25 protein-coding genes and 1 rRNA gene are annotated in these 23,682 nt (G+C 35.1%); 1 reads left to right on the top strand and 25 read right to left on the bottom strand.

The annotated features are described in order from the left end of the window. Positions 1-4: 4 nt before the first annotated feature. From BHX94_RS12090 to metG, 15 genes are all read right to left on the bottom strand, one after another. Entirely contained in the window at positions 5-1,510 is a 1,506-nt protein-coding gene (locus BHX94_RS12090; RefSeq protein ID WP_111747005.1) for a polysaccharide biosynthesis protein, read from the bottom strand. Next, positions 1,500-4,997: a transcription-repair coupling factor gene (mfd, locus tag BHX94_RS12095; protein WP_111747007.1), complete on the bottom strand. Its 3,498-nt coding sequence runs from the start codon at positions 4,995-4,997 to the stop codon at positions 1,500-1,502. The genes BHX94_RS12090 and mfd overlap by 11 nt, the downstream gene beginning before the upstream one ends. Beyond that, a complete protein-coding gene (gene pth / locus BHX94_RS12100; RefSeq protein ID WP_111747009.1) occupies positions 4,994-5,563 on the bottom strand; it encodes an aminoacyl-tRNA hydrolase in 570 nt (189 codons plus the stop codon). The genes mfd and pth overlap by 4 nt, the downstream gene beginning before the upstream one ends. A gap of 83 nt (positions 5,564-5,646) precedes the next feature. Then, positions 5,647-6,300 carry a 50S ribosomal protein L25/general stress protein Ctc gene (locus BHX94_RS12105; RefSeq protein ID WP_111747011.1) on the bottom strand — a complete coding sequence of 218 codons (654 nt, stop codon included), beginning with the start codon at positions 6,298-6,300 and terminating at the stop codon, positions 5,647-5,649. A gap of 213 nt (positions 6,301-6,513) precedes the next feature. Then, a complete protein-coding gene (locus tag BHX94_RS12110) occupies positions 6,514-7,479 on the bottom strand; it encodes a ribose-phosphate diphosphokinase (protein ID WP_096078144.1) in 966 nt (321 codons plus the stop codon). A 90-nt stretch (positions 7,480-7,569) separates the two neighbouring features. Further along, on the bottom strand, positions 7,570-8,928 hold the full coding sequence (gene glmU, locus BHX94_RS12115) for a bifunctional UDP-N-acetylglucosamine diphosphorylase/glucosamine-1-phosphate N-acetyltransferase GlmU (RefSeq protein ID WP_111747013.1): 1,359 nt from the start codon (positions 8,926-8,928) through the stop codon (positions 7,570-7,572). 152 nt (positions 8,929-9,080) lie between these two features. Further along, positions 9,081-9,464: a septation regulator SpoVG gene (spoVG, locus tag BHX94_RS12120; protein WP_111747015.1), complete on the bottom strand. Its 384-nt coding sequence runs from the start codon at positions 9,462-9,464 to the stop codon at positions 9,081-9,083. A 36-nt stretch (positions 9,465-9,500) separates the two neighbouring features. Then, the gene (locus BHX94_RS12125; protein WP_096077822.1) at positions 9,501-9,878 is read right to left on the bottom strand and encodes a RidA family protein; all 378 of its coding nucleotides are present in this window, start codon (positions 9,876-9,878) and stop codon (positions 9,501-9,503) included. Positions 9,879-9,893: 15 nt separating this feature from the next. Further along, positions 9,894-10,721, bottom strand: coding sequence for a pur operon repressor (gene purR, locus BHX94_RS12130; RefSeq protein WP_096077821.1), 828 nt, complete (start codon positions 10,719-10,721; stop codon positions 9,894-9,896). A gap of 61 nt (positions 10,722-10,782) precedes the next feature. Beyond that, positions 10,783-11,634: a 4-(cytidine 5'-diphospho)-2-C-methyl-D-erythritol kinase gene (gene ispE, locus BHX94_RS12135; protein ID WP_096077820.1), complete on the bottom strand. Its 852-nt coding sequence runs from the start codon at positions 11,632-11,634 to the stop codon at positions 10,783-10,785. 121 nt (positions 11,635-11,755) lie between these two features. Then, positions 11,756-12,019: a biofilm formation stimulator Veg gene (gene veg, locus BHX94_RS12140; protein ID WP_096077819.1), complete on the bottom strand. Its 264-nt coding sequence runs from the start codon at positions 12,017-12,019 to the stop codon at positions 11,756-11,758. Positions 12,020-12,117: 98 nt separating this feature from the next. Beyond that, positions 12,118-13,008: a 16S rRNA (adenine(1518)-N(6)/adenine(1519)-N(6))-dimethyltransferase RsmA gene (gene rsmA / locus BHX94_RS12145; protein WP_111747017.1), complete on the bottom strand. Its 891-nt coding sequence runs from the start codon at positions 13,006-13,008 to the stop codon at positions 12,118-12,120. Continuing rightward, the gene (rnmV, locus tag BHX94_RS12150; RefSeq protein WP_111747019.1) at positions 12,995-13,558 is read right to left on the bottom strand and encodes a ribonuclease M5; all 564 of its coding nucleotides are present in this window, start codon (positions 13,556-13,558) and stop codon (positions 12,995-12,997) included. Before rnmV ends, rsmA begins: the two co-directional genes overlap by 14 nt. 111 nt (positions 13,559-13,669) lie before the next feature. Next, positions 13,670-14,443: a TatD family hydrolase gene (locus tag BHX94_RS12155; protein ID WP_111747021.1), complete on the bottom strand. Its 774-nt coding sequence runs from the start codon at positions 14,441-14,443 to the stop codon at positions 13,670-13,672. 20 nt (positions 14,444-14,463) lie between these two features. After that, positions 14,464-16,437, bottom strand: coding sequence for a methionine--tRNA ligase (gene metG / locus BHX94_RS12160; RefSeq protein WP_111747023.1), 1,974 nt, complete (start codon positions 16,435-16,437; stop codon positions 14,464-14,466). 303 nt (positions 16,438-16,740) lie between these two features. Between metG and BHX94_RS12165 the strand changes: the two genes are divergently transcribed. Next, positions 16,741-17,016, top strand: a complete 276-nt coding sequence (locus BHX94_RS12165) for an AbrB/MazE/SpoVT family DNA-binding domain-containing protein (protein WP_096077814.1) — start codon at positions 16,741-16,743, stop codon at positions 17,014-17,016. Between the two features lie 43 nt (positions 17,017-17,059). Here the strand turns inward: BHX94_RS12165 and rsmI are convergent, their stop codons facing one another. From rsmI to rrf, 10 genes are all read right to left on the bottom strand, one after another. Beyond that, positions 17,060-17,899: a 16S rRNA (cytidine(1402)-2'-O)-methyltransferase gene (rsmI, locus tag BHX94_RS12170; RefSeq protein WP_111747025.1), complete on the bottom strand. Its 840-nt coding sequence runs from the start codon at positions 17,897-17,899 to the stop codon at positions 17,060-17,062. Next, positions 17,896-18,150: a GIY-YIG nuclease family protein gene (locus BHX94_RS12175; protein ID WP_099577258.1), complete on the bottom strand. Its 255-nt coding sequence runs from the start codon at positions 18,148-18,150 to the stop codon at positions 17,896-17,898. Before BHX94_RS12175 ends, rsmI begins: the two co-directional genes overlap by 4 nt. Beyond that, positions 18,143-18,871 (bottom strand): tRNA1(Val) (adenine(37)-N6)-methyltransferase, encoded by a 729-nt coding sequence (locus tag BHX94_RS12180; protein ID WP_111747027.1) that lies wholly within the window; start codon positions 18,869-18,871, stop codon positions 18,143-18,145. Before BHX94_RS12180 ends, BHX94_RS12175 begins: the two co-directional genes overlap by 8 nt. Positions 18,872-18,908: 37 nt before the next feature. After that, positions 18,909-19,241: a DNA replication initiation control protein YabA gene (yabA, locus tag BHX94_RS12185; protein ID WP_111717435.1), complete on the bottom strand. Its 333-nt coding sequence runs from the start codon at positions 19,239-19,241 to the stop codon at positions 18,909-18,911. Between the two features lie 10 nt (positions 19,242-19,251). Then, complete coding sequence (locus BHX94_RS12190; RefSeq protein ID WP_111747030.1) at positions 19,252-20,052, bottom strand: PSP1 domain-containing protein; 801 nt, start codon at positions 20,050-20,052, stop codon at positions 19,252-19,254. Then, positions 20,052-20,972, bottom strand: a complete 921-nt coding sequence (locus BHX94_RS12195; RefSeq protein ID WP_111747032.1) for a DNA polymerase III subunit delta' — start codon at positions 20,970-20,972, stop codon at positions 20,052-20,054. The genes BHX94_RS12190 and BHX94_RS12195 overlap by 1 nt, the downstream gene beginning before the upstream one ends. A 48-nt stretch (positions 20,973-21,020) precedes the next feature. Continuing rightward, positions 21,021-21,350, bottom strand: coding sequence for a cyclic-di-AMP receptor (locus BHX94_RS12200; protein ID WP_111747034.1), 330 nt, complete (start codon positions 21,348-21,350; stop codon positions 21,021-21,023). A gap of 34 nt (positions 21,351-21,384) precedes the next feature. Next, positions 21,385-21,999, bottom strand: coding sequence for a dTMP kinase (gene tmk / locus BHX94_RS12205; protein ID WP_111747036.1), 615 nt, complete (start codon positions 21,997-21,999; stop codon positions 21,385-21,387). Between the two features lie 9 nt (positions 22,000-22,008). After that, entirely contained in the window at positions 22,009-23,361 is a 1,353-nt protein-coding gene (locus BHX94_RS12210; RefSeq protein ID WP_170120844.1) for an Orn/Lys/Arg family decarboxylase, read from the bottom strand. Between the two features lie 195 nt (positions 23,362-23,556). Continuing rightward, positions 23,557-23,671 (bottom strand): 5S ribosomal RNA (gene rrf, locus BHX94_RS12215). Positions 23,672-23,682 lie beyond the last annotated feature (11 nt).

Genomic DNA, 23,682 nt, shown 5'->3' on the forward strand with positions numbered 1-23,682 from the left:
ACAATCACTCTCTCATTAATTTATTCATCAAGCTACCGAATGGTAAATGTTGCCACTCTTCACTCGTTATAATCTTCCACTTAATCATAGCATACAATACAATAATGCCTCCTGTAATTACCCCGATAAGTGCGACAGAAAGCGCACCGATACGTGTATTAAAATCTATCATCATTTCAAGTTGAGTTAATACACTCATCACTAAAAGTGCTATGCTCCACTTAATCAGAAATGATTGAAAAGCAATTTCGTACCGACGTACAACACCGATATGTAACACGTATGCATAGACGAATAATCCTGTAACTGTTGCGAGTGCAGCACCTTTAATATCAAAGCGAGATATCAGTAATAAGTTGAGTATGATTTTTACCCCTAATCCTAAACCAACACCCCATAGTTGTATGCGATAGGCTTCAAATATTTGAAGCATTGCAGTGTACATAATGATAAGTGATACGAAAATGATAGCTAACATATAAATAAACAGTGCTTCATAACCTGCCACCGACTTGAACAGGAACATATTAAATGGTTTAATTAAATTCATTAACCCTATAGCAGCAGCGCTACTAAAAACGATAGTAATTTTAAGCGCACTATTCGCATAGCTATTCATCTGCTTCAAGTCGTGTCTTTGTTTGCATTCCGAAAGCAATGGAATCAGTACAAGCGAGAAAGAAGTTGTAACAATAAGTCCCATTTGAATAAGTGACGCCCCACGATCATATATCCCTTTTAGTGCTTTAGCATCTTCAAGCGACATTAATATTTTCAGTTGATTAATGACTGTAAAGCTATCTACAAGCTGCCACAGAATCATAATTAGATAACTCAAACTATAAAATACAATCAGCGTAATAAAACTTCGATATGATCCTGCATTATTTCCTCGGTAATTAATTGTTTGACGTTTATCTTGCCACTTCAAATAAATACATGCTCCGAGTAAACCGGCAAATGAACCAAAAATACTTAATGCACCACTTTGATAGACTGATAAGTCCATCCATACAAATAATCCAATCGAAATCAATATAATAGATACACGTACTACCTGATCAATCACCTGAGAATAAGCAATTTCTTTCATTGCATGATTCATCTGCAGTTTCCCGCGAATCATCGCAACTGCTGGAAATGGTAGCAACACTAAACTGGAGACGCGTAACATAGTACTTAGCATTGGGTCGCCCATTAAATTTGCAATGATATCGCTACAAATTAATACGACCACCAATACCGACATGCTTATCCAGGTAATTTGTTTATATAATTTTCCTATAAATGACTTTTCATAACGCGATTGACTGATAACTGATGGAATTGCATTTAACGACAGTACTGAAACTATCGCAATGATTGGATATACTTGCTGATAGGCATAGAGACCCGTATCACCTAAAATATTTTGATAGGGTACGCGATATATCGCACTTAAAATTTTCACGATTAACATCGTTATTGTCAGTATAATCACGCTGTTAAATGCCGGGTTCTTATTCTCCATCAATCTCGATTCCTTCTTGTATTTGATGCGTGAGTTGTACTAATGCAGCAAGCCAGTTTGCATTTTTCTTCAGCTTAAATGTCATTATATTGTCTTTATATTCTATTTTTAAGTCTCGCCCGAAACCTTCTGTCGCTTTAAATAAACGTTCACCGTTAATTTTATTCGTTGTTGCAATGCTTGACTCAAGCACAACCGACTTACCGGTATCTTTCACATTCACAATACCAAATGCTAAAGCATTTATCCTGATTTCAACGATCTTCATTAACTGATCTACCGCTTCAGGATATTCACCGTATCGATCGGTCATTTCATCCTGAATATCCATTAATTCTGATTCTGTCGTTACGCTGCGTAGCTTTTTATAAAATTCAATCTTCGCTTGTTCTTCACGAATATAGTCAGCTGGAATATATGCATCAACTTCTACTTCTATTTCTAGTTGAGGCACTTCTTCGACTTGTTTAATACCACGTTTTTCATTAACCGCTTGCTGCAGCATTTCAGAATACAAATCATACCCTACAGAATCAATAAAGCCATGTTGCTGTCGACCAAGCAAATTCCCTGCGCCACGAATATTTAAATCACGCATTGCAATTTTAAATCCAGAGCCAAGCTCAGTAAATTCTTTTATTGCCTGCAAACGCTGTTCAGCCACTTCAGTGAGTACTTTATTTGGTGCGTGCAAGAAGTAGGCATAACTAATACGATTACTACGACCGACGCGACCACGTAACTGATACAGTTGACTTAAGCCAAATCGGTCTGCATCTTCAATTATTAAAGTATTGGCATTCGGTACATCGACACCCGTTTCGATAATTGTTGTTGTCACTAAAATGTCGTATTCACCATTAATAAACCTAAGCATCGTTTCTTCCAGTTCACGTTCTGATAATTGACCATGCGCAACAGCAATGCGCGCGTCAGGCATCATCATCTCTAACTGTTCAGCTTTCTGATAAATGCTCGCTACACGATTGTATAGATAAAATACTTGTCCGTTACGTGCTAATTCACGTTCCATCGCTTCTTTAATAAAGTTATGTTGATATTCCAGTACATACGTCTGTACCGGAAATCTATTTTCCGGTGGTGTTTCAATAACCGATAAGTCACGTACACCCAGTAAACTCATATGCAGTGTTCTTGGAATTGGTGTTGCTGTAAGCGTTAATACATCGACATTTGTCTTCAACGCTTTAATTTTCTCTTTATGCGTAACACCAAATCGTTGCTCTTCATCGACGATAAGCAAGCCTAAATCTTTATACACAATATCTTTGCTCAGTAGTTTATGTGTACCAACTACAATATCAACGAATCCAGACTTTAATCCTTTTTTCGTTTCATCTATCTCTTTCTTTGATCTGAAACGGCTCATCATCTGTATTTCAACCGGATAATCCTGCATACGCTCAATTAAAGTCTCATAATGTTGTTGTGCGAGTATTGTCGTCGGCACTAAGAATGCAACTTGTTTACCATCAAGTACCGCTTTGAACGCTGCACGAACAGCGACTTCAGTTTTACCGTAACCTACGTCACCGCAAAGCAGACGATCCATCGGTTTACGCTTTTCCATATCTTGCTTAATTTCAATGAGACTTTGTACCTGGTCTGCAGTTGGTTCATATGGAAAGTCCATTTCAAACGTTTCCTGTGCCTCAGTATCAGGTCCGAATTGGTATCCTTCAATGCGTTCACGCTCTTGATATAACTTCAATAATTCTTCAGCGATATCTTCAACGCTTTGTTGAACGCGCGCTTTTGTCTTTTTCCATTCTGTGCCTCCGAGTTTGTTTAGCTTCGGCTCTTTATCTTCTGAACCAACAAACTTTTGCACATAATTCATTTGATCGACTGGTACAAACAGTTGATCTGTCCCTTTATATTGAATTTTAATATAGTCTTTATGCATCTTATTGACGAGTAAGGTCTCAACACCCATATAACGTCCTACGCCATGATGCACATGGACAATGTAGTCGCCAACATTTAATTCCTGATAAGATTTAATTTTCTCAGCATTCGATAACTTCTTCGTACGTTTAGGTTTTTCTTTGCGTAATTTAAATAGCTCGCGTTCAGTGATAACAACAAGTTTCATAAACGGTAACTCGAAACCTTCTGACAAATCACCTTCGACAATTATACTAATGCCTGGTTTACTCCCCTTAATATCAAGCGTTACAGGTAGTTTCATATCAGCAAGCATCGATTTAATCTTATCTTTTCTCGTTGCATTACTTGCCAGTACAACGATATTGAAGTCATTTTTTCTGAAACGATCAAACTCAGAGAACATTAAATCATATTGTCCGTAAAATTGCTGCAATGGTTTACAAGAGAATTTATAGATATTTTGTAACTTCACAGGCATAGCAGCAGTAAACAGTGTAAAGTATGCCACATTAAATTGATTCATTAGTGTTTCAAAGCTATCTTCTTTAATAAAAGTCTGACCGACAAATCCACGACCCGATTCAATTAAAGATTGGTGAAATTCACTTGTTTCTCGAATACTTGATGCTATCGCTTCGTTTACACGATTAATCTCATCAACAATCACAATTGCTTCTTTATCAAAGTAATCAATAATCGTCGTCTCTTTATCATAAACAAATTTTACAACGCGACGCAAAATATTATGATTAAGTATTTCTCCCATATTCATTTTGATCGTTTGATACGTATCACGTAAATCATCTCTCACATTTGTCGCAATCTTTTGGCGTGTTGTCTCAAATGCTTCTGATAAATTAGATTCAAGTAGTTCTATATCTTTACTCGTAAAAATATATTCACTTGCAGTAGAAATTTCAACTGAATCAATATTATTTAATGAGCGTTGACTGTCCGCATCAAAATAACGAATAGCGTCTACTTCCGTATCGAATAATTCAATGCGGACCGGCTCACCAATCATCGGAAAAATATCAATTAATCCACCACGTACTGAAAATTGACCAAGCGTCGTTACGCGCTCACTTTTTTGGTATCCCATATATACTAAATCTTGTTGCAGTTGAATGAGATCAATATCTTCTCCAATTTTTATTTCACGATGATAGTCTGTAAATAATTCCGGTCGACTTACAAGCTTTTGAAGTCCGTTAATCGGCACAAGAAATAACCCAGCTTGACCTTTCGCCAGGTGGGTAAGTGTGCGAATACGTTCACGCATTAAGTCTGGACTTTTTGTCGAGAACTCTTCAATCATAATATCTTGTACCGGAAACTTAAACAATTCTTCTTCATCAATAAGTTGTGCTAAATCATTTTCTAATTTTTCTGCCTGAAACAAGTTACTTGTCACGACAATCATTTGTTTTTTATGGCTAAAATAACTTTCCGCAAGAATTACAGCTTTTGCACTTGGATTTAATCCGGTCACCAATATATTTTGTTTACCAAGTGAATCATTAAACTCATTAAATCGTTCATCACTATTCAACAATTTATCTATTATCTGTCTCATACATCACCATTATATTGATTCATAACATTTTCGAATCGCTCTCCACCGATAAATGTTTCAAGTGCTTCGATTGTATGATCAATCACTTTCTGCATCGTTATCATTTCGTCTTCACTAAATTTCTGCAATACATAATCAACCACAGGTTTACGACCTTCAGGACGACCAATGCCTAAACGAATACGCTTAAATTCCTGTGTCCCTAAATGTTGTATAATTGAGCGCATACCATTCTGTCCACCAGCAGAACCTTTCTGACGAATACGAATACGACCTTGTGGCATATCGAGATCGTCATATAGTACAACTAAATCCTCTACAGCTACCTTATAATAATCCATTAACGGACGAACCGCTTCACCTGATAAATTCATATACGTCATCGGTTCAATAATCAGCACTTTCTCACCATTAATATTTGCTACTGTATAGTTTCCTTTAAATTTCTGTTTGTCTAACTCTATATTATATTTCTTCAAAAATTCATCTACGACCATAAAACCTACATTATGTCGTGTATCTTCATATTTCTTACCTATATTACCTAATCCAACGATACATTTCATATTTAAATCCTCCGCTTAATCATTATCACTATTATAATATAAAAAAAGAGACATACAAATGCATGTCCCTTGAATTCGAATAATTATTCAGCTTTTTCTTCTGATTTCTCTTCGCTTTCAACAGCTTCTTCTTCGGCTTCAACAGCTTCAGTTCCTTCTGCTTCTTCGCCTTCTTCAGCAGCCTCTTCAACTGTTGGAGGTACTACAGAAACGATTGCTTCATCATCTTCATTGTTGATTGTATAAGCTTTATCTGCTTTTAAATCACCAACAGTGATTGTATCACCGATATTTAATTCAGTAACATCAACTTCGATGTTTTCAGGGATATCATCCGGTGTTGCAGTAACTGATAATTGGAATAATGGTTGTTGAACAACGCCGCCTTCTTTCACGCCTTCAGCTTCACCAACTAAGTTTACTATTACATCAACTGTTAATTCAGATTTCATATTGATTGCTAAAAAGTCGATATGCGTAATTTTGTTTTTAATTGGATTGATTTGGTAGTCAGATACCATAACTTTAACTGTGTTTGAATCTACTTCAAGTTCGATAACACCGTTACGCCCAACTTCACGGATTACTTTAATGAAATCAACTTCTTCAACTTTAACTGAAGTATTTTTAGCACCATAACCGTATACTACAGCTGGAATCTTACCTTCGTTACGTACTTTGTTTAAACTTGAACGTGTTTGTTTACCTTGTCTAATCGTTGCTTTTAATTTACTCATAATTATTACTCCTTTTGTGCGCACTTCTTTGCGCTCCTACACCTTACCCATCAGTTGTGGTAACCTGCTTGCAAAGTGTTTATTTATCTTAAATGTTTAACACATAATTTATAAATACCCTGTTAAACTTCTTCTAAACATTTTTATTTTAAAAAATTTTTAATAACAAAAAAAGACACAATGTTACGCATAAACATTGTGTCTAAAGCACTATTAATCAAATAAAATACTTACAGATTCTTGTTCATATACACGAACGATTGCTTGTGCCAATAATTCACCAACCGATAATTGCTTAATTTTTGCTGGTTTATTTTCTTCAGGTAATAAAATAGAGTTTGTAACAACTAATTCTTTAATTGCTGAATTTTCAATTCTTTCATAAGCAGGGCCTGATAATACAGGGTGTGTACAACATGCATATACTTCTTTTGCACCTTTGTCGATCAACGCTTGAGCAGCTAATGTGATTGTACCTGCTGTATCGATGATGTCATCAATGATGATTGCAGTTTTCCCATTAATATCACCCACGATATTCATAACTTCAGAAACATTTGGTTTTGGACGACGTTTATCGATAATTGCGATCGGTGCTTTTAATCGATCTGCCATCTTACGCGCACGTGTCACTCCACCATGGTCAGGTGAAACAATAACCAATGAATCTTTATCGATTTCTTCTTTCGCTTCGAAGTAATCAGAAAGAATAGGTACGCCCATTAAATGGTCAATCGGTAAATCAAAGAAACCTTGAATTTGAGGTGCATGTAAATCTAAAGCAATAACGCGGTCTGCACCAGCTTTTTCAATCATATCTGCAACTAATTTCGCAGTGATTGGTTCACGACTACGTGCTTTACGGTCTTGACGTGCATAACCATAATAAGGCATTACAACGTTAATTGTTACTGCTGAAGCACGTTTTAATGCATCAATCATGATTAATAATTCCATTAAATGTTCATTTACCGGATTAGATGTCGGTTGAACGATAAATACATCACATCCACGAATACTTTCTTCGATGTTGATTTGAACTTCTCCATCACTGAAACGTTTAACGCTTGATTTTCCTAAAGGAATCCCTACCTCTTTAGCAATTTCTTCAGCTAAAGGCTGGTTAGCGTTTAGAGAAAAAATCTTTAAAGTTGTATTTCTGTATTCATTATTCATCATCATTTTGTAATGCCCCCATTTTAGATATCGTATTATTTATCGCTTTCTGTATATGAAATAACTTTACTATGACCTTAATATTATACATTACTATGCTTTATCGTAGTAGCCTTCTTTTGTAGTTTGTCTTGCACGTCCTAATGCCAGACTTTTATTTGGCACATCATCTGTAATGGTAGAGCCTGCAGCCACAAAAGATTCATCTCCAATATGAACTGGCGCCACAAGATTTGAATTACATCCGATAAACGAATCTTTACCAACAACAGTTTTAAACTTGTTTTTGCCATCATAATTTACAGTAATCGCACCACAACCAACGTTTGTACGTGCACCGATTTCAGCATCACCAATATAGCTTAAATGTGACACTTTCGCTTCATCTTCTAGTTTAGATTTTTTAATTTCTACGAAGTTACCGATCTTAACTTCTTTACCTATATCACTACCTGGACGAAGCTGTGCAAATGGCCCAATTGTCGTTCTTTCATCAACAAATGATTCTGAAATATATGATTGTTTTACTGTAACATCGTCCTTTATTTCACTATTCTCAATCGTAGTGTGCGCAGTAATTACTACGCCTTCACCAATTTTAGTATTCCCTTTTAACATAACGCCTGGCTCAATAACAGTATCCGCTCCGATTTCAACATCTTTATCAATATACGTTGTCAGCGGATCAATAATTGTCACACCATTCATCATGTGCATTTTATTAATACGTAAACGCATCGTTTGTTCAGCAATCGATAAATTATAGCGATCATTTATACCTAACGTTTCACTGAAATCTTCAGTAACAAACGCTTCTACAATTTCACCTTGTGCACGTAATAATTTAATCACGTCAGGTAGATAATACTCACCTTGTGCATTATCATTATCAACTTGCTTTAATAATTCGAATAATAATTTATTATCAAAACAGAAAGTACCAGAACTAATTTCATTGACTAATTTTTCTTCAATGTTAGCATCCTTTTCTTCTACAATACGTTCAACACTACCGTGTTCGTCACGAATAATACGTCCATATCCGAACGGTGTATTCGTTTTAGCTGAAAGAATCGTTGCTTTTGCACCAGTTGTTTCATGATGTGCTACAAAGCCTTGAATTGTCTCTTCTGAAATTAAAGGTGTGTCTCCACAAATTACAATTGTCGTACCTTCTTTATCTGCTAAATGCTCTGCAGCCATTTGAACAGCGTGTGCAGTCCCTAATTGTTCTGTCTGCATGCTGAATTGAGATTGATCTGCTAAAGCACGCTTTACATCTTCAGCGCCATATCCAACGATTGTAACGATATCTGTTACACCTGCTGCTTTAATATTATCTATTACATGCTGTACCATTGGTTTACCACAGACAGGATGTAATACTTTATGTAGTTTTGACTTCATTCGTGTCCCTTTTCCTGCAGCTAAAATAACAGCTTGTTTTGTCATATATATTATCCCCCAGTAAAACATTTTTTTATAAGCTATGAGATGTGTAATCTGCTCAGTTATTTTTATTTTAACATACATTATGTATATTTCGATAAACAAAAAAGCGTGTCTGATAATTTGTTATCAGACACACTTAAACACTATTTCATTTATTTTAAATCTTCTTCAACTGTCGTTTGTGAATCAGATTCTACTAAATTAGGTGCTGTTTCACTGGTAGCATCTTCAGCAGTATCCACATCGTTATTATTATTCTTTCCTAACTCACTTGGATCAATCGCTTCAGTTTCGTCATATACTTTCATGACTGCAGCCTGAATCTCTTGACGCATCTCGCTATTGATTGGGTGGGCGATGTCACGGAATTCGCCATCTGCAGTACGTTTACTCGGCATTGCAACGAATAATCCGTTGTTCCCTTCAATAACGCGTAAATCATGAATGACAAATGCCTCATCCAGCGTAATTGATACCAATGCTTTCATTCTACTGTCTGTAGCTAATTTTCTCATTCTAACATCTGTGACTTTCATCTTAGATAGCCTCCTAATAAAATGTAAGTTAAAAATCTACTTAACTTTTAGAGCTACCGCTTCAATCTCAACTTTCACATCTTTAGGAAGACGACTCACTTCAACACAACTTCTAGCAGGAAGGTGCTCATTGAAATATTCGCCATACACTTCGTTGATGATCGGGAAGTCATTCATATCACTAATAAAAATCATTGTTTTTACTACTGAATTTAAATTCGATCCACTTTCTTCTAATACAGCTGATAAGTTTTCTAATACTTGCTTCGTTTGCTCTGCAACGTCATCACCTATTACTTCACCATCTATAGTCAGTGGAATTTGACCACTTGTATAAACCATATTGTTAACTACAACAGCGTGGCTGTATGGTCCAATTGCTGCTGGCGCATTTTTTGAAAAAATAGATTTCATGATGATATCTCCTTTTTATTTAGAAAATTTTTCTAAGCAATTACCTTTTTCAACTGTAAAAGATTGATTATATTCATCTACGTCGGATAATTTCACTAAAGAGGTATAGTCTTGAATCAAGCGATTTTTAACTTCTTTTGATTCTACTAAGACTGTTACCCCTTTAACAGTGGCTTTAAACTCATTCATTAAATTCATAACACCTGTAATTGATCCGCCTGCACGCATAAAATCATCTACAATTAAAACTTTTGAGCCTTCAGGCAATGTCCTTTTTGATAATACCATTGTTTCAATTTTTCGTGAAGAACCTGAAACATAATTTATCGAAACCGTTGATCCTTCTGTGACCTTATTGTCTTTACGAATTACGACAACTGGTAGATTAAGTATACTTGCAACTGCGTTTGCTAATGAAATACCTTTCGTTGCAATCGTTACGACAGCATCTAACTCTTCATCCATATACATCGTTGCAATGAGCTTTCCAACTTGATTTAATAGACTTGGTGTCCCTACAACATCAGACATGAAAAGATAGCCACCTGGCAGCAATCGTTCTTTCTCCTGCAGCATTTCACACAACTGAGAAATCAATTGATCTGCCTCTTTATAAAACATCTTATGTTTGAACGTTACACCACCACTTGCTCCTGCAGTAGTCGTGATTGTTCCGATTTCTTCTTTGATAAATGTATCTTTAATGATTTGTACATCTTCACTAATCGAAGATTTCGCCTGCCCGAATTTATCTACGAAATACGTCAATGGCACAAGCTCATTAGGATGACTCAACAAGTAACTTGTCATATAAACGATTCTTTCACTTCTTTTAAACTTCATTAAAATCCCTCTTTGCGCATATTATACGTTAAATATACCATAAATGTTCGGGAATTTATATTCATCCTAACATGCGCACCATATAAACTTCTTTGCAACAACCTTTAAGTGCATTGACAACACTCTTTGCCTGACGTTCTTTCGCTGCTAATCCGTAAACTGTCGGACCGCTACCACTCATCATCGCTATATCTGCGCCGGCTTTCATCATCGTGTCTTTTAATGTCTGTATAATCGGATGCATCTCTATCGTAACCGCTTCTAAACGATTTCCCAAATGGCGTATCATCTCGTTATAATCGCCATTCTCAATTGCTTCAGCACAAGCCTTACTATCAATTTTTGCGTGAGGTTTCGATAAGTCAAGTGCAGTATACACTTCTTGTGTAGAAACACTAATATCAGGTTTCGCTAAGATGACCCAGCAAGCAGGTGGTTTCGGTAAATGTTTCAACTGCTCACCACGACCTGTGCAAAGACTCGTCTTACCATGCACACAGAATGAAATATCTGAACCGATTTCAGCTGCATGTTCTGCCAATGTATCAAGCGATAAACCTAACTCAAACAATCTATTCATACCACGAAATGTCGCTGCTGCATCACTAGATCCACCCGCAAGCCCTGCTGCTATTGGAATCGTCTTATCTAACGTAATGGTAACACCAGAGTCCAGATTATAACGCTCCATCATAATCTTCGCTGCTTTATATGCTAAATTACGATTATCATTGGGCACGTACAGATGCTCCACTTTTAATACAATTTGCTTGTCTTTACGCTTTTCTAAAGTTAATCGATCATATAAATCCACCGTTGTCATAATCATCTCTACTTCATGATATCCATCTTCTCGTTTATATAAAGTGTCTAATGTCAAATTGATTTTTGCTGATGCATTTTCATAAATCATAATAATTCCTCACTCATAGTATTTAATATTATATTATTTTATCACAACTCACATTATACCTTTTCATGAAATGCAAAATAAAAAAATTAAAACCTATTCCATATGGAATAGGTTTTAATTTTTATTGAACAAGAAATTCTTCCTGCTGATCATTTACAAATGTTACTTGCACGTTTTCTGTCAATACGTCGGTATATGTATATGACACACGTTCAAAATTATGTTTATCTTGGTCTAATTCAACCACGAAAACTGATGGATAAGTTTCTTTAAGCACACCACGGCGCTCAATTAACTTTTTACGTCCTCCATTAGCTCTTAGTACAATCTGATTTCCTAACTGACAATCAAGAATTTTTTTGATGTCTACTAATGTTTTTGGCATAGAAACCCACCTCACTATGCCTTAAATTATAACACTTTGCATATAAATAGTCAATAAAATTTTTAATTTTATCAATTTAAATTACACTTGTCAATATTTTATATCACTATTTGTGGGTAATTTTTCATATTATTTGCAAGTCGTGCAAATTCTTCGAGCGACAAACTTTCTCCTCTGCGACTAGGAGCGATGTTGCTTTCCTCTAACCATGCGATAATGTCGTCTTTATATTCCTTGCTATTTGGGAATAGACTCATATAATTGTTTAATATCGTCTTTCTGCGTTGTACAAAAGCTCCGCGCGTTAACTTAAAATATATCTTTTCATCATCAATTTTTACACGTGGTTCAGGTAAAGTCGTTAGTTTCACCACTAAAGAATCTACGTTCGGTGGTGGCATAAATACACCTTTAGGTACAATCATCACACGTTTTACATCTGTATAATACTGAATAGCAATCGATAAAGAGCCGTAAGCTTTCGTTGATGGCACAGCAGTTAAACGCTCACCCACTTCTTTTTGCATCATTACAACATAACTATTAATCGGTAGATGCTGCTCTAGAAGTCCCATTAGAATAGGTGTCGTAATATAATAGGGTAAGTTAGCTACAACAAAAATCTCATCACAATCTGATAAATGATTATCAATCGCTTCCTTAACGTTCGCTTTTAGTATGTCTTCATTTATTACCGTTACATTTTCATAAGGACTTAACGTATCTCCTAAAATCGGAATCAGACGTTGATCGATTTCAAACGCAAGTACATGCTTCGCTTTACGTGCTAATTGTTCCGTTAAAGAACCCATACCCGGACCAATCTCAATAACACCACAAGTCTCATCTATACCTGCGGCATCAATAATATTACGAATCACGTTAGGATCAACTAAAAAGTTCTGTCCTAAACTCTTCTTAAATTTAAATCCATATTTATTTAACAGTTCTTTCGTACGCGTAGGTGTTGCAATATCATTTATTTCCATTAGGACTCTCCTTATATTCTAAATTCAAAGCATCTAACACATCCGCTTCAGTAATGCCAAATGCATTTAATCTATGAAATAATTGCTTACCATTACAATAACCGATTCTTAAATGTCTGCACAAATCTTTACGCTTCGTCGCTGCATGTGGTCCCATAATCAATCCTAAATCCACGAGTAACGCTTTTGACACCGTTTCTGAATCATGTTCAAAGGGTGATGACACGCTTAATAATGCATCACGAATTGCTCCAACCGGTGCATGCTCAATACCAACTTTACCACGCTTATTACGTGCAATAGCTGCATCTATAAATGCATGTTTAGCGGTAGGTACTCGCTGTTCAATTGTTTTTCTAATCTTATTTCCTGGGTAATCAGGATCTGTTAACACAATGACACCACGCACTTCAGCAGCATGTTGTATCGCTTCAATTGTCTCATCATTGATGGCAGAACCATTCGTTTCAATCGTATCGCACTCAACTGCCATCTTCACTCGCGTCGTATCATCCTTACCTTCTACGACAATAATTTCATTTATTTTCATATCAATCTTTCCTTTTTACTTATCTATATACAATATTACAATTATACTTGTTATTTTAAAAATGGATAGAATTATTTATAGTAAAAAATAAGCAGAGACAAATGTCCCTACTTATTTTCCTAATCCACCAAACAGCTGTTCTGCATTTTTCGTGGTTTGTACCGCAACTTCTTCATAAGAAATTCCTCTAAGCGCTGCGATTTCTTCGGCTACAAGTTTCACATGCATCGGTTCATTACGTTTACCACGATACGGATGTGGTGTTAAATATGGCGCGTCTGTTTCCACAATAAGTTTATCAAGTGGTACATGTTTTGCTACTGCTTTCGGTTGCTTCGCATTTTTAAATGTTACAGGCCCTCCTAAAGAGATGATAAAGTTTAATTTCAATACTTCATCACATGTTTCAGGGCTACCACTAAAGCTGTGCATTACGCCTCCAACTTCTTGTGCATTTTCTGACTTTAAGATTTCAATAACATCTGCTGTCGCTTCACGATTGTGAATAACGATCGGTAAATTCACTTCTTTTGCCAGCTGAATTTGACGTTTAAAAACTTCTTTTTGAATATCTTTAGGTGATTTATCCCAATGATAATCTAATCCCATCTCACCAATCGCTACGATTTTAGGATGCTTAGACAATTCTTTAATCCAATCGTAATATTCCTCCGTGAAATCAATGGCATCGACTGGATGCCAACCGATTACACCATATACAAATTCGTATTGCTCAATGAGCTTCATCGTGCGTTCAATTGTTACTTCATCAAATCCAACGACGATCATGCGATCTATCCCGCTTTCTCGCGCTCTATCTATAACTTCCTGTAAATCTTCTTCGTACTGATCTGCGTTTAAATGAACGTGTGTATCAATTAACACCATATCACTCCTCGTTGATATTATTTTACGATTGAGCCGTTCTCAATTGCATTTGGTACGCTGACTAATGTTAATGCACCATCTTTTTCCGCCGAAAGAATCATACCTTCGGATTTTTCTCCACGTAATTCAACTGGTTTTAAGTTTGTCACTACAATAACTTTCTTACCAATAATGTCTTCTGGTTTATAGAATTCAGCGATACCAGAAACGATTTGGCGTTGTTCGTTACCTAAATCTACCTGGATTTTTAATAATTTTTTCGCTTTTTTAATGTAATCCGCATCAATAATCGTCGCTGTCTTCAATTCTACTTCATTAAATGTATCAATTGTAATTTCTGGCTTAGCGGGTACTTCTTCTATTCCCTCTTCTGCTGGTGCTGGCGGTTGCATCGTACTCTTAATAAATTCTACTTCAGCTGCTGTATCTAAACGCGGGAAGATTGGTGTTGCTTTCTCAACCACTTTTAAGTCTTTAATCTTACCGTATTCTTCAAGACTCGCAAATTCAAATAATGTTGGATCCTGAATATTTAATTGATTAAAGATTTTTGTCGGTGCTTCTGTTAAGAATGGGCGTAATAATACACTCGCAAAACGAATATTCTCAACTAAGTGATACATTACGCTTTCTAATAATGCTTTTTGTGTTTCATCTTTGATTAAAATCCACGGTGTTGTTTCATCGATATATTTATTTGTTCTTGAAATCAGCTTCCATACTTCTTGTAACGCTACTGAATATTGTAAGTTCTCCATAGCAGCATCGTATTTCGCTTTCGTTTCAAGTGCTAACGCTTCAATTTCAGCATCTACTTCATGCATTTGACCTTTGTAGCCAGAAAGATTGCCATCAAAATATTTATTGATCATCGCAATCGTACGGTTAACTAAGTTACCTAAGTCATTTGCAAGGTCAAAGTTTGTACGATCAACGAAAGCTTCAGGCGTAAACACTCCATCTGAACCAAATGGTAACTCACGCATTAAATAGTAACGCACTGCGTCTAAACCGTAACGATCAATTAGGATATGCGGATCTACCACATTCCCTTTTGACTTGCTCATCTTACCGTCTTTCATTAATATCCATCCGTGAGCAAATACTTTCTTCGGTAATGGTAAATCTAAAGCCATGAGTAAAATTGGCCATATAATTGTATGGAAACGAACAATTTCTTTCGCCATAATATGGACATCAGCTGGCCAGTATTTCTTAAATTCTGTATCATCTTCTGAAAGGTAACCTAAAGCAGAGATATAGTTTGTTAATGCATCAATCCAAACATATACAACATGTTTCGGATTAGACGGAACTTTTATCCCCCAGTCAAAAGATGTACGAGAAACAGCTAAATCTTCTAACCCTGGTTTAATAAAGTTATTTAACATTTCATTTTTTCGAGAAACAGGTTGAATGAAATCAGGATGATCTTCATAATATCGTACTAAACGATCAGCATATTTACTCAATCTAAAGAAATAACTTTCTTCTTTCACAAGTTGAACCGGGTGTCCTGAATCCGGACTTTTCCCTCCAACGATTTTATCGCCTTCCATAATAGGATCAACAAGTTGCGTTTCAGTGTAGAATGTTTCGTCTGGCACTGAATACCATCCTTCATATTCACCTAAATAAATATCATCTTGTGCTAATAATTTTTCGAATACTTTTTCGACAACAAGTTTATGACGCGTTTCAGTCGTTCTAATAAAATCATCGTTTGAAATATCAAGCTTTTTCCATAATGCCTGAATGTCTTTAATGATTTCATCTAAATATTCTATTTCAGATTTACCGGCAGCAAGTGCTTTCTCCTGAATCTTTTGGCCATGTTCATCTGTACCTGTTAAATACTTAACATCGTAACCTTGCATCCTTTTGTAACGCGCGATAGCGTCACCTGCTACTGTTGAATATGCATGTCCAATATGTAATTTACCGCTTGGATAATATATAGGCGTTGTTATATAAAAAGTATCGTTCGTCATGTTCGTCCTCCTAGTGCTATTTATCCTTTAAATATACAGAAGTTTTCGTTATTTTTCAATATGACTAATCTTTACAATTCGACAAGTAAAATTATTAATTTATTGTAAAATCAAGTAAACTTTTCAAAATCTGAATATTACATAACATTACTAAAGCATTACAAATAAAGATTTTAATGATATATCGTTGACAATGTAAAAATACGGTAGTACACTCTTATTAAGACAAATGTCGAAAACACTTATTAATTTTGTCGAATTTACTAAAATTACTACAAAAACAATTTTTGGAGGAAATATATTATGAAATCTACTGGTATCGTAAGAAAAGTTGATGAATTAGGACGTGTAGTTATTCCAATCGAATTACGTCGTATTTTAGACATCGCTGAAAAAGACGCTTTAGAAATCTATACTGATGCAGATAAAATTATCTTAAAAAAATATAAACCAAGCATGACTTGTGCTGTAACTGGTGATGTTTCAGAAGATAACTATTTATTAGCAGGTGGTAAATTAGTATTATCTAAAGAAGGCGTTGAACAAATCTTAAAAGAAATCGAATCAAAAGAAAAATAAGATATATAAATAAAAGGTTCGAATCCAAATGGATTCGAACCTTTTATTTTGTATCTACATGATACATTTGATAAACTTCATTTTTCTTCATATCTCTATCCAGAGCAACTTGTTTAATCGCCTCTTTATTTCGTAATCCTTCTTTAACATAGTGATTGACGTGATCTTCAACTGTCATTTCTGACCACCAGTTCACATTATTTTCACCTGTGCTGCCTTCAATTACAATAACAAATTCACCCTTAAGATTTATACCTTTATCCAGACGTTCTAATAGGTGCATCACGAAATCAGTTTCAACTTGCTCAAACTTCTTAGTCAGTTCACGTGCAATGGATATTTTACGCGTACTGTCTATTTTTGCAATCACTTCTAATGTATGTTTCACGCGAAACGGAGATTCGTATATAATCACTGTATGTGGTAAAGCCATAAGCGATACGAGTCGCTCTTTCTTTTCACTATCTTTGCGTGGTAAAAAACCATCAAATAAAAATGAATAAGAGCTAATACCGCTTGTCATTAAAGCTGTAAGTGCGGCATTAGCACCTGGCACTGTTTCAACTTTAATACCTTTCTCACGCGCTACAACAACGAGTTCGTATCCAGGATCACTTATAAGAGGAAGTCCCGCATCAGAAACTAATGCGATATGATTTCCTTCTAACAATAAATCGATAATATAATCTGTCACCTGATCTTTATTATGTTCATGGTAGCTTTTTAATGGTGTATCAATCTCATAATGCATAACGAGTTTTTTAGTCACTCTTGTGTCTTCACATAAAATGATATCCGCTTCTTTTAACATCCTTACCGCTCTAAATGTAATATCTTCTAAATTGCCGATTGGTGTACCTACTAAATATAAGATACCACTCATAAGGTACCTCCCTGTATTAATTTAATCTTTTGTGAACGTGTTAATTGCTTAATTGCATACTCTCTTTGCATTGCTGCACTTTTCGTTTCAAAACTTTCTTCATATACGCGTTTCACCGGTAATCTTACTCTTGTATACTTTGCACCTTTGCCTTCGTTATGGGTATGGAGTCTTTTCTCCAGATCATTTGTATAGCCTGTATACAGTGTACCATCACTACATTCTAATATATAAATATAATGATTATCCATAATATACCTCATTCATCGATTTAGAATAAGTACCATCCGTATTATAGATATAAAATGATGGCATAACTTTCACGTCTGGTTTACCACCTTTTATACCAACGACAACAACTGTAATCGCATTGGGTTTATCAGGAGATGAATAGATAGGATAAATAACTTTAGGTTCAATACCAACTGTTCTCATATCAGAAAGCACATCAATCAACCGATCAGCACGTTGAACAACAACCATCTTTCCTCCTTGCTTCAGTAAATGATTTGCAGACTGGACGCAATCTAAAAATGTACAAAGCACTTCAGTTCTGGCGATGCGATGAGCTTCCTTCAAATGCTGATACTCCTGATTCGCTCTAAAGTAAGGAGGATTACATGTTACAACATCAAACTGACTGGGTATAAAATTTTGTTTCACGCTCTTTATGTCCATCTGGTACATACAAATCTGTTCTTCCAGTTTGTTATATTGAACAGATCGTTTTGCCATATCTACAAGTTGCGGCTGAATTTCGATTGCTTCTATCGGCATATTTGTACGATGAGATAATAATAAAGGGATAATGCCATTCCCTGAACAAATATCTATCACTTTGTCTTTTTTCTTTAAAGGCGTAAGGTGTGCAAGTAGCAGTGCATCAGTTGAAAAAGAAAATACATCATCATTTTGAATGATGGATAAATTTTCTTTAATTAATTGATCAAATCTTTCATTTTCTAACAACATCATAATTCCTCCAATAAAAAAAGGCTTACGCCTCTTTTTATTCTTTATCAGATAGTAAACTTAAGCAAAAAATACAGTCGCCGCCACCACGGTGTTTGCCAAATAAATCAGTCGGACAAATATGAAAACCTTCTGCATAAAGCATCGCTAAATTATCTTTACTTTGAAGTACTTTATTATTCTTTTTAGGTTCCTCTTCTTCTTTAGGCACCTGAATAAAGCGTTGCAGATTATCATTTTCTAACTTTAATGCAACATTTTCTTCGACTAAAGCAACTGTCAATTCTTTTAATGTTTCATAACTATCATTTATATTATTGATTTGTTTCTCCAGCTTAGTTAAAGCATTGAATAATTCATCGCGGTTCATTATAAACCTCCTAAACTTGTACCTCGTCGATATGATAAACAATTGGTGTTTCCAAACTCTTTAATTTTACTTGCATCGTCACATCTAATATATTTAAACCAATAACACGGCCAGGTCCTTCAGGTGTTTGAATTTCTTCCCCAATATCAGGTAGTCTTCTTCTTGTTTCTTCGTAATAATCATTTTCGTATTTCAAACAACACATTAAACGACCACATGCACCTGAAATTTTAGTAGGATTTAATGATAAATTCTGATCTTTTGCCATTTTTATCGACACGGGTTCAAAATCACCTAAATAAGTTGCACAGCATAAACTACGACCGCAAGGACCAATGCCACCTAGAATCTTCGCTTCATCTCTTACACCGATTTGACGTAATTCAATGCGTGTTTTTAGGTCATACGCTAAACTTTTAACTAACTCACGAAAATCCACACGCTCATTAGCAGTAAAGTTAAAAATAATCTTTGCTTTATCTAAAGTATATGTTGCATTTACTAAGCGCATATCAAGTTCATGATTTTTCACGTGTTGTTTACACAGCTCTAATGCACGATCAGCATCTAACATATTTTGTTCATACTTTAAGATATCATTTTCTGTTGCTTTACGACTAATCATTGGTACCGGCATAACTACATCTTCAAGCGGTACTTCTTTATTTGGAATAATAACACGGGCAAGTTCCACGCCACGCTTTTTATTATCAATTACTACTAATTCATTGACTGAAAATTGTTCATCACCAGGTTGATAATATTCTGTCTTACCTGATTTCTGAAATTTCACGCCTATTATTTCTATCATTATTTCACCTCATTGAGCATTTGAATCGCTAAAGCTTCATACACTAATGTTATATTAACATATTGTAGCAAATACTGTTTTGCAGTAAGTGTATGATCAATCATTGCTAGACATTTATCAATAGTTAGAAGATTTGCCTGCTGTTGAATATGTTCTTTCATTTCAGGATAACTTACTACATTATCTCCGATGAGTACATACATCAAATCTTGTAGATACAGTTGAATCATATCTAATCCAATCAATTGTTTCTCTCGCGAATCGAGTGTATCCAAAATGTTGACAATTTGAATTAATCCCATTGTATCACTGTTTAGTAAAGTTTGGCACCACTTAATTATTACACCCTTCAAATCATTAAATTGATGTGTCTCATACCATTCCACAGCTTCTTCTTTACTTAGGTTAAGAGCATTCATCGTAGCCAGAACAGATTTTGGAATATCCAGATCACTATGCTTTGTTAAATCATCTTCACTAGCTTGTATAAAGATATGCTGACATCTTGAATGGATGGTCGGTAAGATGGATTTTGGTGCAGTTGTTACTAATATTGCTACAGTATTTGCAGGTGGTTCCTCTAAAAATTTTAATATACTATTTTCACCTTGCACCGTTACTTTATCAAAATCCATAATAATATAGACTTTATGTGTTCCTTCAATCGGTTTTTGATTCATACGATGTAACAAATCTTCTATTAACTCTTTTTTTATCGTAGCTTCACTTGTTTCTACAAGGATGAAATCTGCGTGATTTAAATTCTGAACGCGACTTTGACATGTATCATTATTACTACAAAGTATTTGTGTCGCGAAACGCATTGCTTCATCTTTTAACTGGCCTCTATTCTGCCCATCAAACAAATAAGCATGACTTAATTTATTATTATCGATAAGATGCTGCAGTTGCTTAAGCATTCAATCTACTCCTTTATATAATCAAAAAGCTGCACAAGGCAGCTAATGTTAGAACTGATGAAATTGTTCAATTGGCATTACGAAGACTGTTGCGCCACCAACTTCGACTTCTACAGGATATGGGATATAAGCATCCGCATTGCCACCCATTGGTGTTACTGGTGTAACAACTTGTTCTCGATTACCACAGGTACTATTGATTAAAGTTAATAGTTCATTTACGCGTTCGTCTTCTACACCACAAAGAAACGTCGTATTACCAGCTCTTAAAAAACCGCCAGTAGAAGCGAGTTTTGTTGTTCTAAAATTATTTTTAGTAAGTACATCAGATAGACTTTGGCTATCCTGGTCCTGTACAATTGCAATTATCATTTTCATTTAAAACACCTCTTATCATTAATTATATCACAAACTATTTAATGCTCTTATTAATTGCATCTAAACAATCATTAACTACCTCCAAAAGAGGTTGCGAAGCATCAATCAATTTAATTCTGTCAGGATGTAAACGAAATAATTCATCATATCCTTTTACAACACGCTTATGAAAGTCAATCTGTTCTTTGTCCAATCGGTTTGTTTCACGTGAATTATCTTTAATACGTAATAATCCTATTTCAGGTTCAACACGTAAGTATAAAGTTAAATCCGGATATTTACCTTCAATTGCAAATTCATTGATCGCACGAATTTCGTCAACCCCGATACCACGCGCATAACCTTGGTAGGCTAATGAACTATCAATAAAACGGTCACACAATACGATCTTGTCCATGTGTAGTGCAGGTAATACTTTCTCAACGAGGTGTTGTCTACGGCTTGCAGCAAATAATAATGCCTCTGTTCGATAATCCATTGCACTCGCATCATCTAAAATAATATTACGGATATCTTCACTAATTTTTATACCACCCGGTTCCCTTGTCGTAACGACTTCGAACTTATCGCTTAATTCTTTCGCTAATGCTTTAATAACTGTACTTTTACCCGAACCTTCCGGACCTTCAATTGTAATAAAATAACTCATTATTAACTCCTACTTCCACACACGAATTTTATTATCATAGATGCCATGTACTTTGCCACCATTAGAAATAAATGAAATTACATGTTGAACATGTTCCTCTGAAATCACTTCTCCCTCTAATATATATGGAATACCAGGAGGATAAGGAATAATATGTTCTGCACATATACGACCTATGCTGTCATTTAAATCTATAGTGATAATATTGCTTGAAGTCTGGGCAATATAGATCCCATCTAATTGATTATATAACATCTCACGTTTTACTTCATTTATAACTCTGTTACTATCTAATTTTATATTATTTATTCTATCAATCAATAACTCAAATAAATAACGATCATCCTCATGCCATAATGGTAATACACATAATACAAACTTTTCATTACTCAACTCAGTAAATATACCGTATTGCTCTAATAAATGCGCTAATTCTGTACCACTATAACACTCGTGCATCAACAATAACTTCAGTGGATCAGCAGCTTCTATAACATCAAAGACTTTGCGCAGTGCTTTTAATAATGTCGTTCTACGCTTAAAAAATAATCTATCTTGATACTGCTTATAAAAGTTATCTGCTTGTTCTAAACCTAACATTAGCATATACGAAGGACTAGAAGATTGTAATATCGAAAGTAAATGAATTATCTGGTGTTTTATATCTTCAGAAATAGCATGATTTATATGAATAACAGAACTCATTGTAAATGCAGGTAATGTCTTATGATAGGACTGTACTACGAAATCAGCTGCGTAATTTAATGTACTTACAGGAAAATGTTCTGAAATATCGAAATGAGCGCCATGCGCTTCATCAATTAATACAGGAATATGATAACGATGAAAATACTCAATTGCCACTTTAATATCATATGTTTCACCAAAGTAATTAGGATAAGTTAATACCGCTAATTTAATATGAGACAACGTATCTTTATCAATGGCTCCTATATCAATTCCATTATACTCTTTTGTAGTATCTGAAACATTTGTCGGTAAAATATATGCGCTACCTCTTCCCATTGCAATCGCATTATAAATTGATTTGTGCGCATTTCTCATAATGGCAACACTCGGAACTTCACCAGCTTCTATAAAAGAAAGAATCACTGACAGTAAACCGACAGTTGTACCGTTTACTAAAAAGCGTGAATCATACCCATCTTTGTTAATCCATAATTGACTATTCTTTATAATACCTTCAGGATGGTGATAATCATCCATACCTGAAATTTCTGTAACATCGTATTTTAATTCTAAGTTATCAAGATGTCCTATCGTTTGATAATGGTGACCAGGAACATGCAGTGAAATTGGAATTTGTTTAAAATGTTCAATCATAGCATTATACATTTTCATAGAAGGAACTCCTTTATTTTTACGAATCATTTTTATATGTTAAACATTTTCATTACTTCTATCTATTATTGTACCAACATTTTTAAAACTAAGTATCTAATAATAAAAACACTTAAAAAAATGCAAAAAAAAGAGACCTTAACAGGTCACTCGTTTGCGGCTCATCGCATCCATTTAAGGTATTACTATAAATCTGCCCGGCAACGTCCTACTCTCGCGGATCGTAAGACCAACTACCATCGGCGCTAGAGAGCTTAACTTCTGTGTTCGGTATGGGAACAGGTGTGACCTCTCTGCCATCGTCACCAGACAAAGTATATT

It is taken from the genome of Macrococcoides bohemicum (genome assembly GCF_003259675.1).
Classification (GTDB): domain Bacteria; phylum Bacillota; class Bacilli; order Staphylococcales; family Staphylococcaceae; genus Macrococcoides; species Macrococcoides bohemicum.

Bases quoted from the DNA above. Each gene is read 5' to 3' on its own strand.
- BHX94_RS12090 (WP_111747005.1), bottom strand. From the start codon at position 1,510: ATGGAGAATAAGAACCCGGCATTTAACAGCGTGATTATACTGACAATA.
- mfd (WP_111747007.1), bottom strand. From the start codon at position 4,997: ATGAGACAGATAATAGATAAATTGTTGAATAGTGATGAACGATTTAAT.
- pth (WP_111747009.1), bottom strand. From the start codon at position 5,563: ATGAAATGTATCGTTGGATTAGGTAATATAGGTAAGAAATATGAAGAT.
- BHX94_RS12105 (WP_111747011.1), bottom strand. From the start codon at position 6,300: ATGAGTAAATTAAAAGCAACGATTAGACAAGGTAAACAAACACGTTCA.
- BHX94_RS12110 (WP_096078144.1), bottom strand. From the start codon at position 7,479: ATGATGAATAATGAATACAGAAATACAACTTTAAAGATTTTTTCTCTA.
- glmU (WP_111747013.1), bottom strand. From the start codon at position 8,928: ATGACAAAACAAGCTGTTATTTTAGCTGCAGGAAAAGGGACACGAATG.
- spoVG (WP_111747015.1), bottom strand. From the start codon at position 9,464: ATGAAAGTCACAGATGTTAGAATGAGAAAATTAGCTACAGACAGTAGA.
- BHX94_RS12125 (WP_096077822.1), bottom strand. From the start codon at position 9,878: ATGAAATCTATTTTTTCAAAAAATGCGCCAGCAGCAATTGGACCATAC.
- purR (WP_096077821.1), bottom strand. From the start codon at position 10,721: ATGAAGTTTAAAAGAAGTGAAAGAATCGTTTATATGACAAGTTACTTG.
- ispE (WP_096077820.1), bottom strand. From the start codon at position 11,634: ATGATTTATGAAAATGCATCAGCAAAAATCAATTTGACATTAGACACT.
- veg (WP_096077819.1), bottom strand. From the start codon at position 12,019: ATGCCAAAAACATTAGTAGACATCAAAAAAATTCTTGATTGTCAGTTA.
- rsmA (WP_111747017.1), bottom strand. From the start codon at position 13,008: ATGGAAATAAATGATATTGCAACACCTACGCGTACGAAAGAACTGTTA.
- rnmV (WP_111747019.1), bottom strand. From the start codon at position 13,558: ATGAAAATAAATGAAATTATTGTCGTAGAAGGTAAGGATGATACGACG.
- metG (WP_111747023.1), bottom strand. From the start codon at position 16,437: ATGACGAACGATACTTTTTATATAACAACGCCTATATATTATCCAAGC.
- BHX94_RS12165 (WP_096077814.1), top strand. From the start codon at position 16,741: ATGAAATCTACTGGTATCGTAAGAAAAGTTGATGAATTAGGACGTGTA.
- rsmI (WP_111747025.1), bottom strand. From the start codon at position 17,899: ATGAGTGGTATCTTATATTTAGTAGGTACACCAATCGGCAATTTAGAA.
- BHX94_RS12175 (WP_099577258.1), bottom strand. From the start codon at position 18,150: ATGGATAATCATTATATTTATATATTAGAATGTAGTGATGGTACACTG.
- BHX94_RS12180 (WP_111747027.1), bottom strand. From the start codon at position 18,871: ATGTTGTTAGAAAATGAAAGATTTGATCAATTAATTAAAGAAAATTTA.
- yabA (WP_111717435.1), bottom strand. From the start codon at position 19,241: ATGAACCGCGATGAATTATTCAATGCTTTAACTAAGCTGGAGAAACAA.
- BHX94_RS12190 (WP_111747030.1), bottom strand. From the start codon at position 20,052: ATGATAGAAATAATAGGCGTGAAATTTCAGAAATCAGGTAAGACAGAA.
- BHX94_RS12195 (WP_111747032.1), bottom strand. From the start codon at position 20,972: ATGCTTAAGCAACTGCAGCATCTTATCGATAATAATAAATTAAGTCAT.
- BHX94_RS12200 (WP_111747034.1), bottom strand. From the start codon at position 21,350: ATGAAAATGATAATTGCAATTGTACAGGACCAGGATAGCCAAAGTCTA.
- tmk (WP_111747036.1), bottom strand. From the start codon at position 21,999: ATGAGTTATTTTATTACAATTGAAGGTCCGGAAGGTTCGGGTAAAAGT.
- BHX94_RS12210 (WP_170120844.1), bottom strand. From the start codon at position 23,361: ATGAAAATGTATAATGCTATGATTGAACATTTTAAACAAATTCCAATT.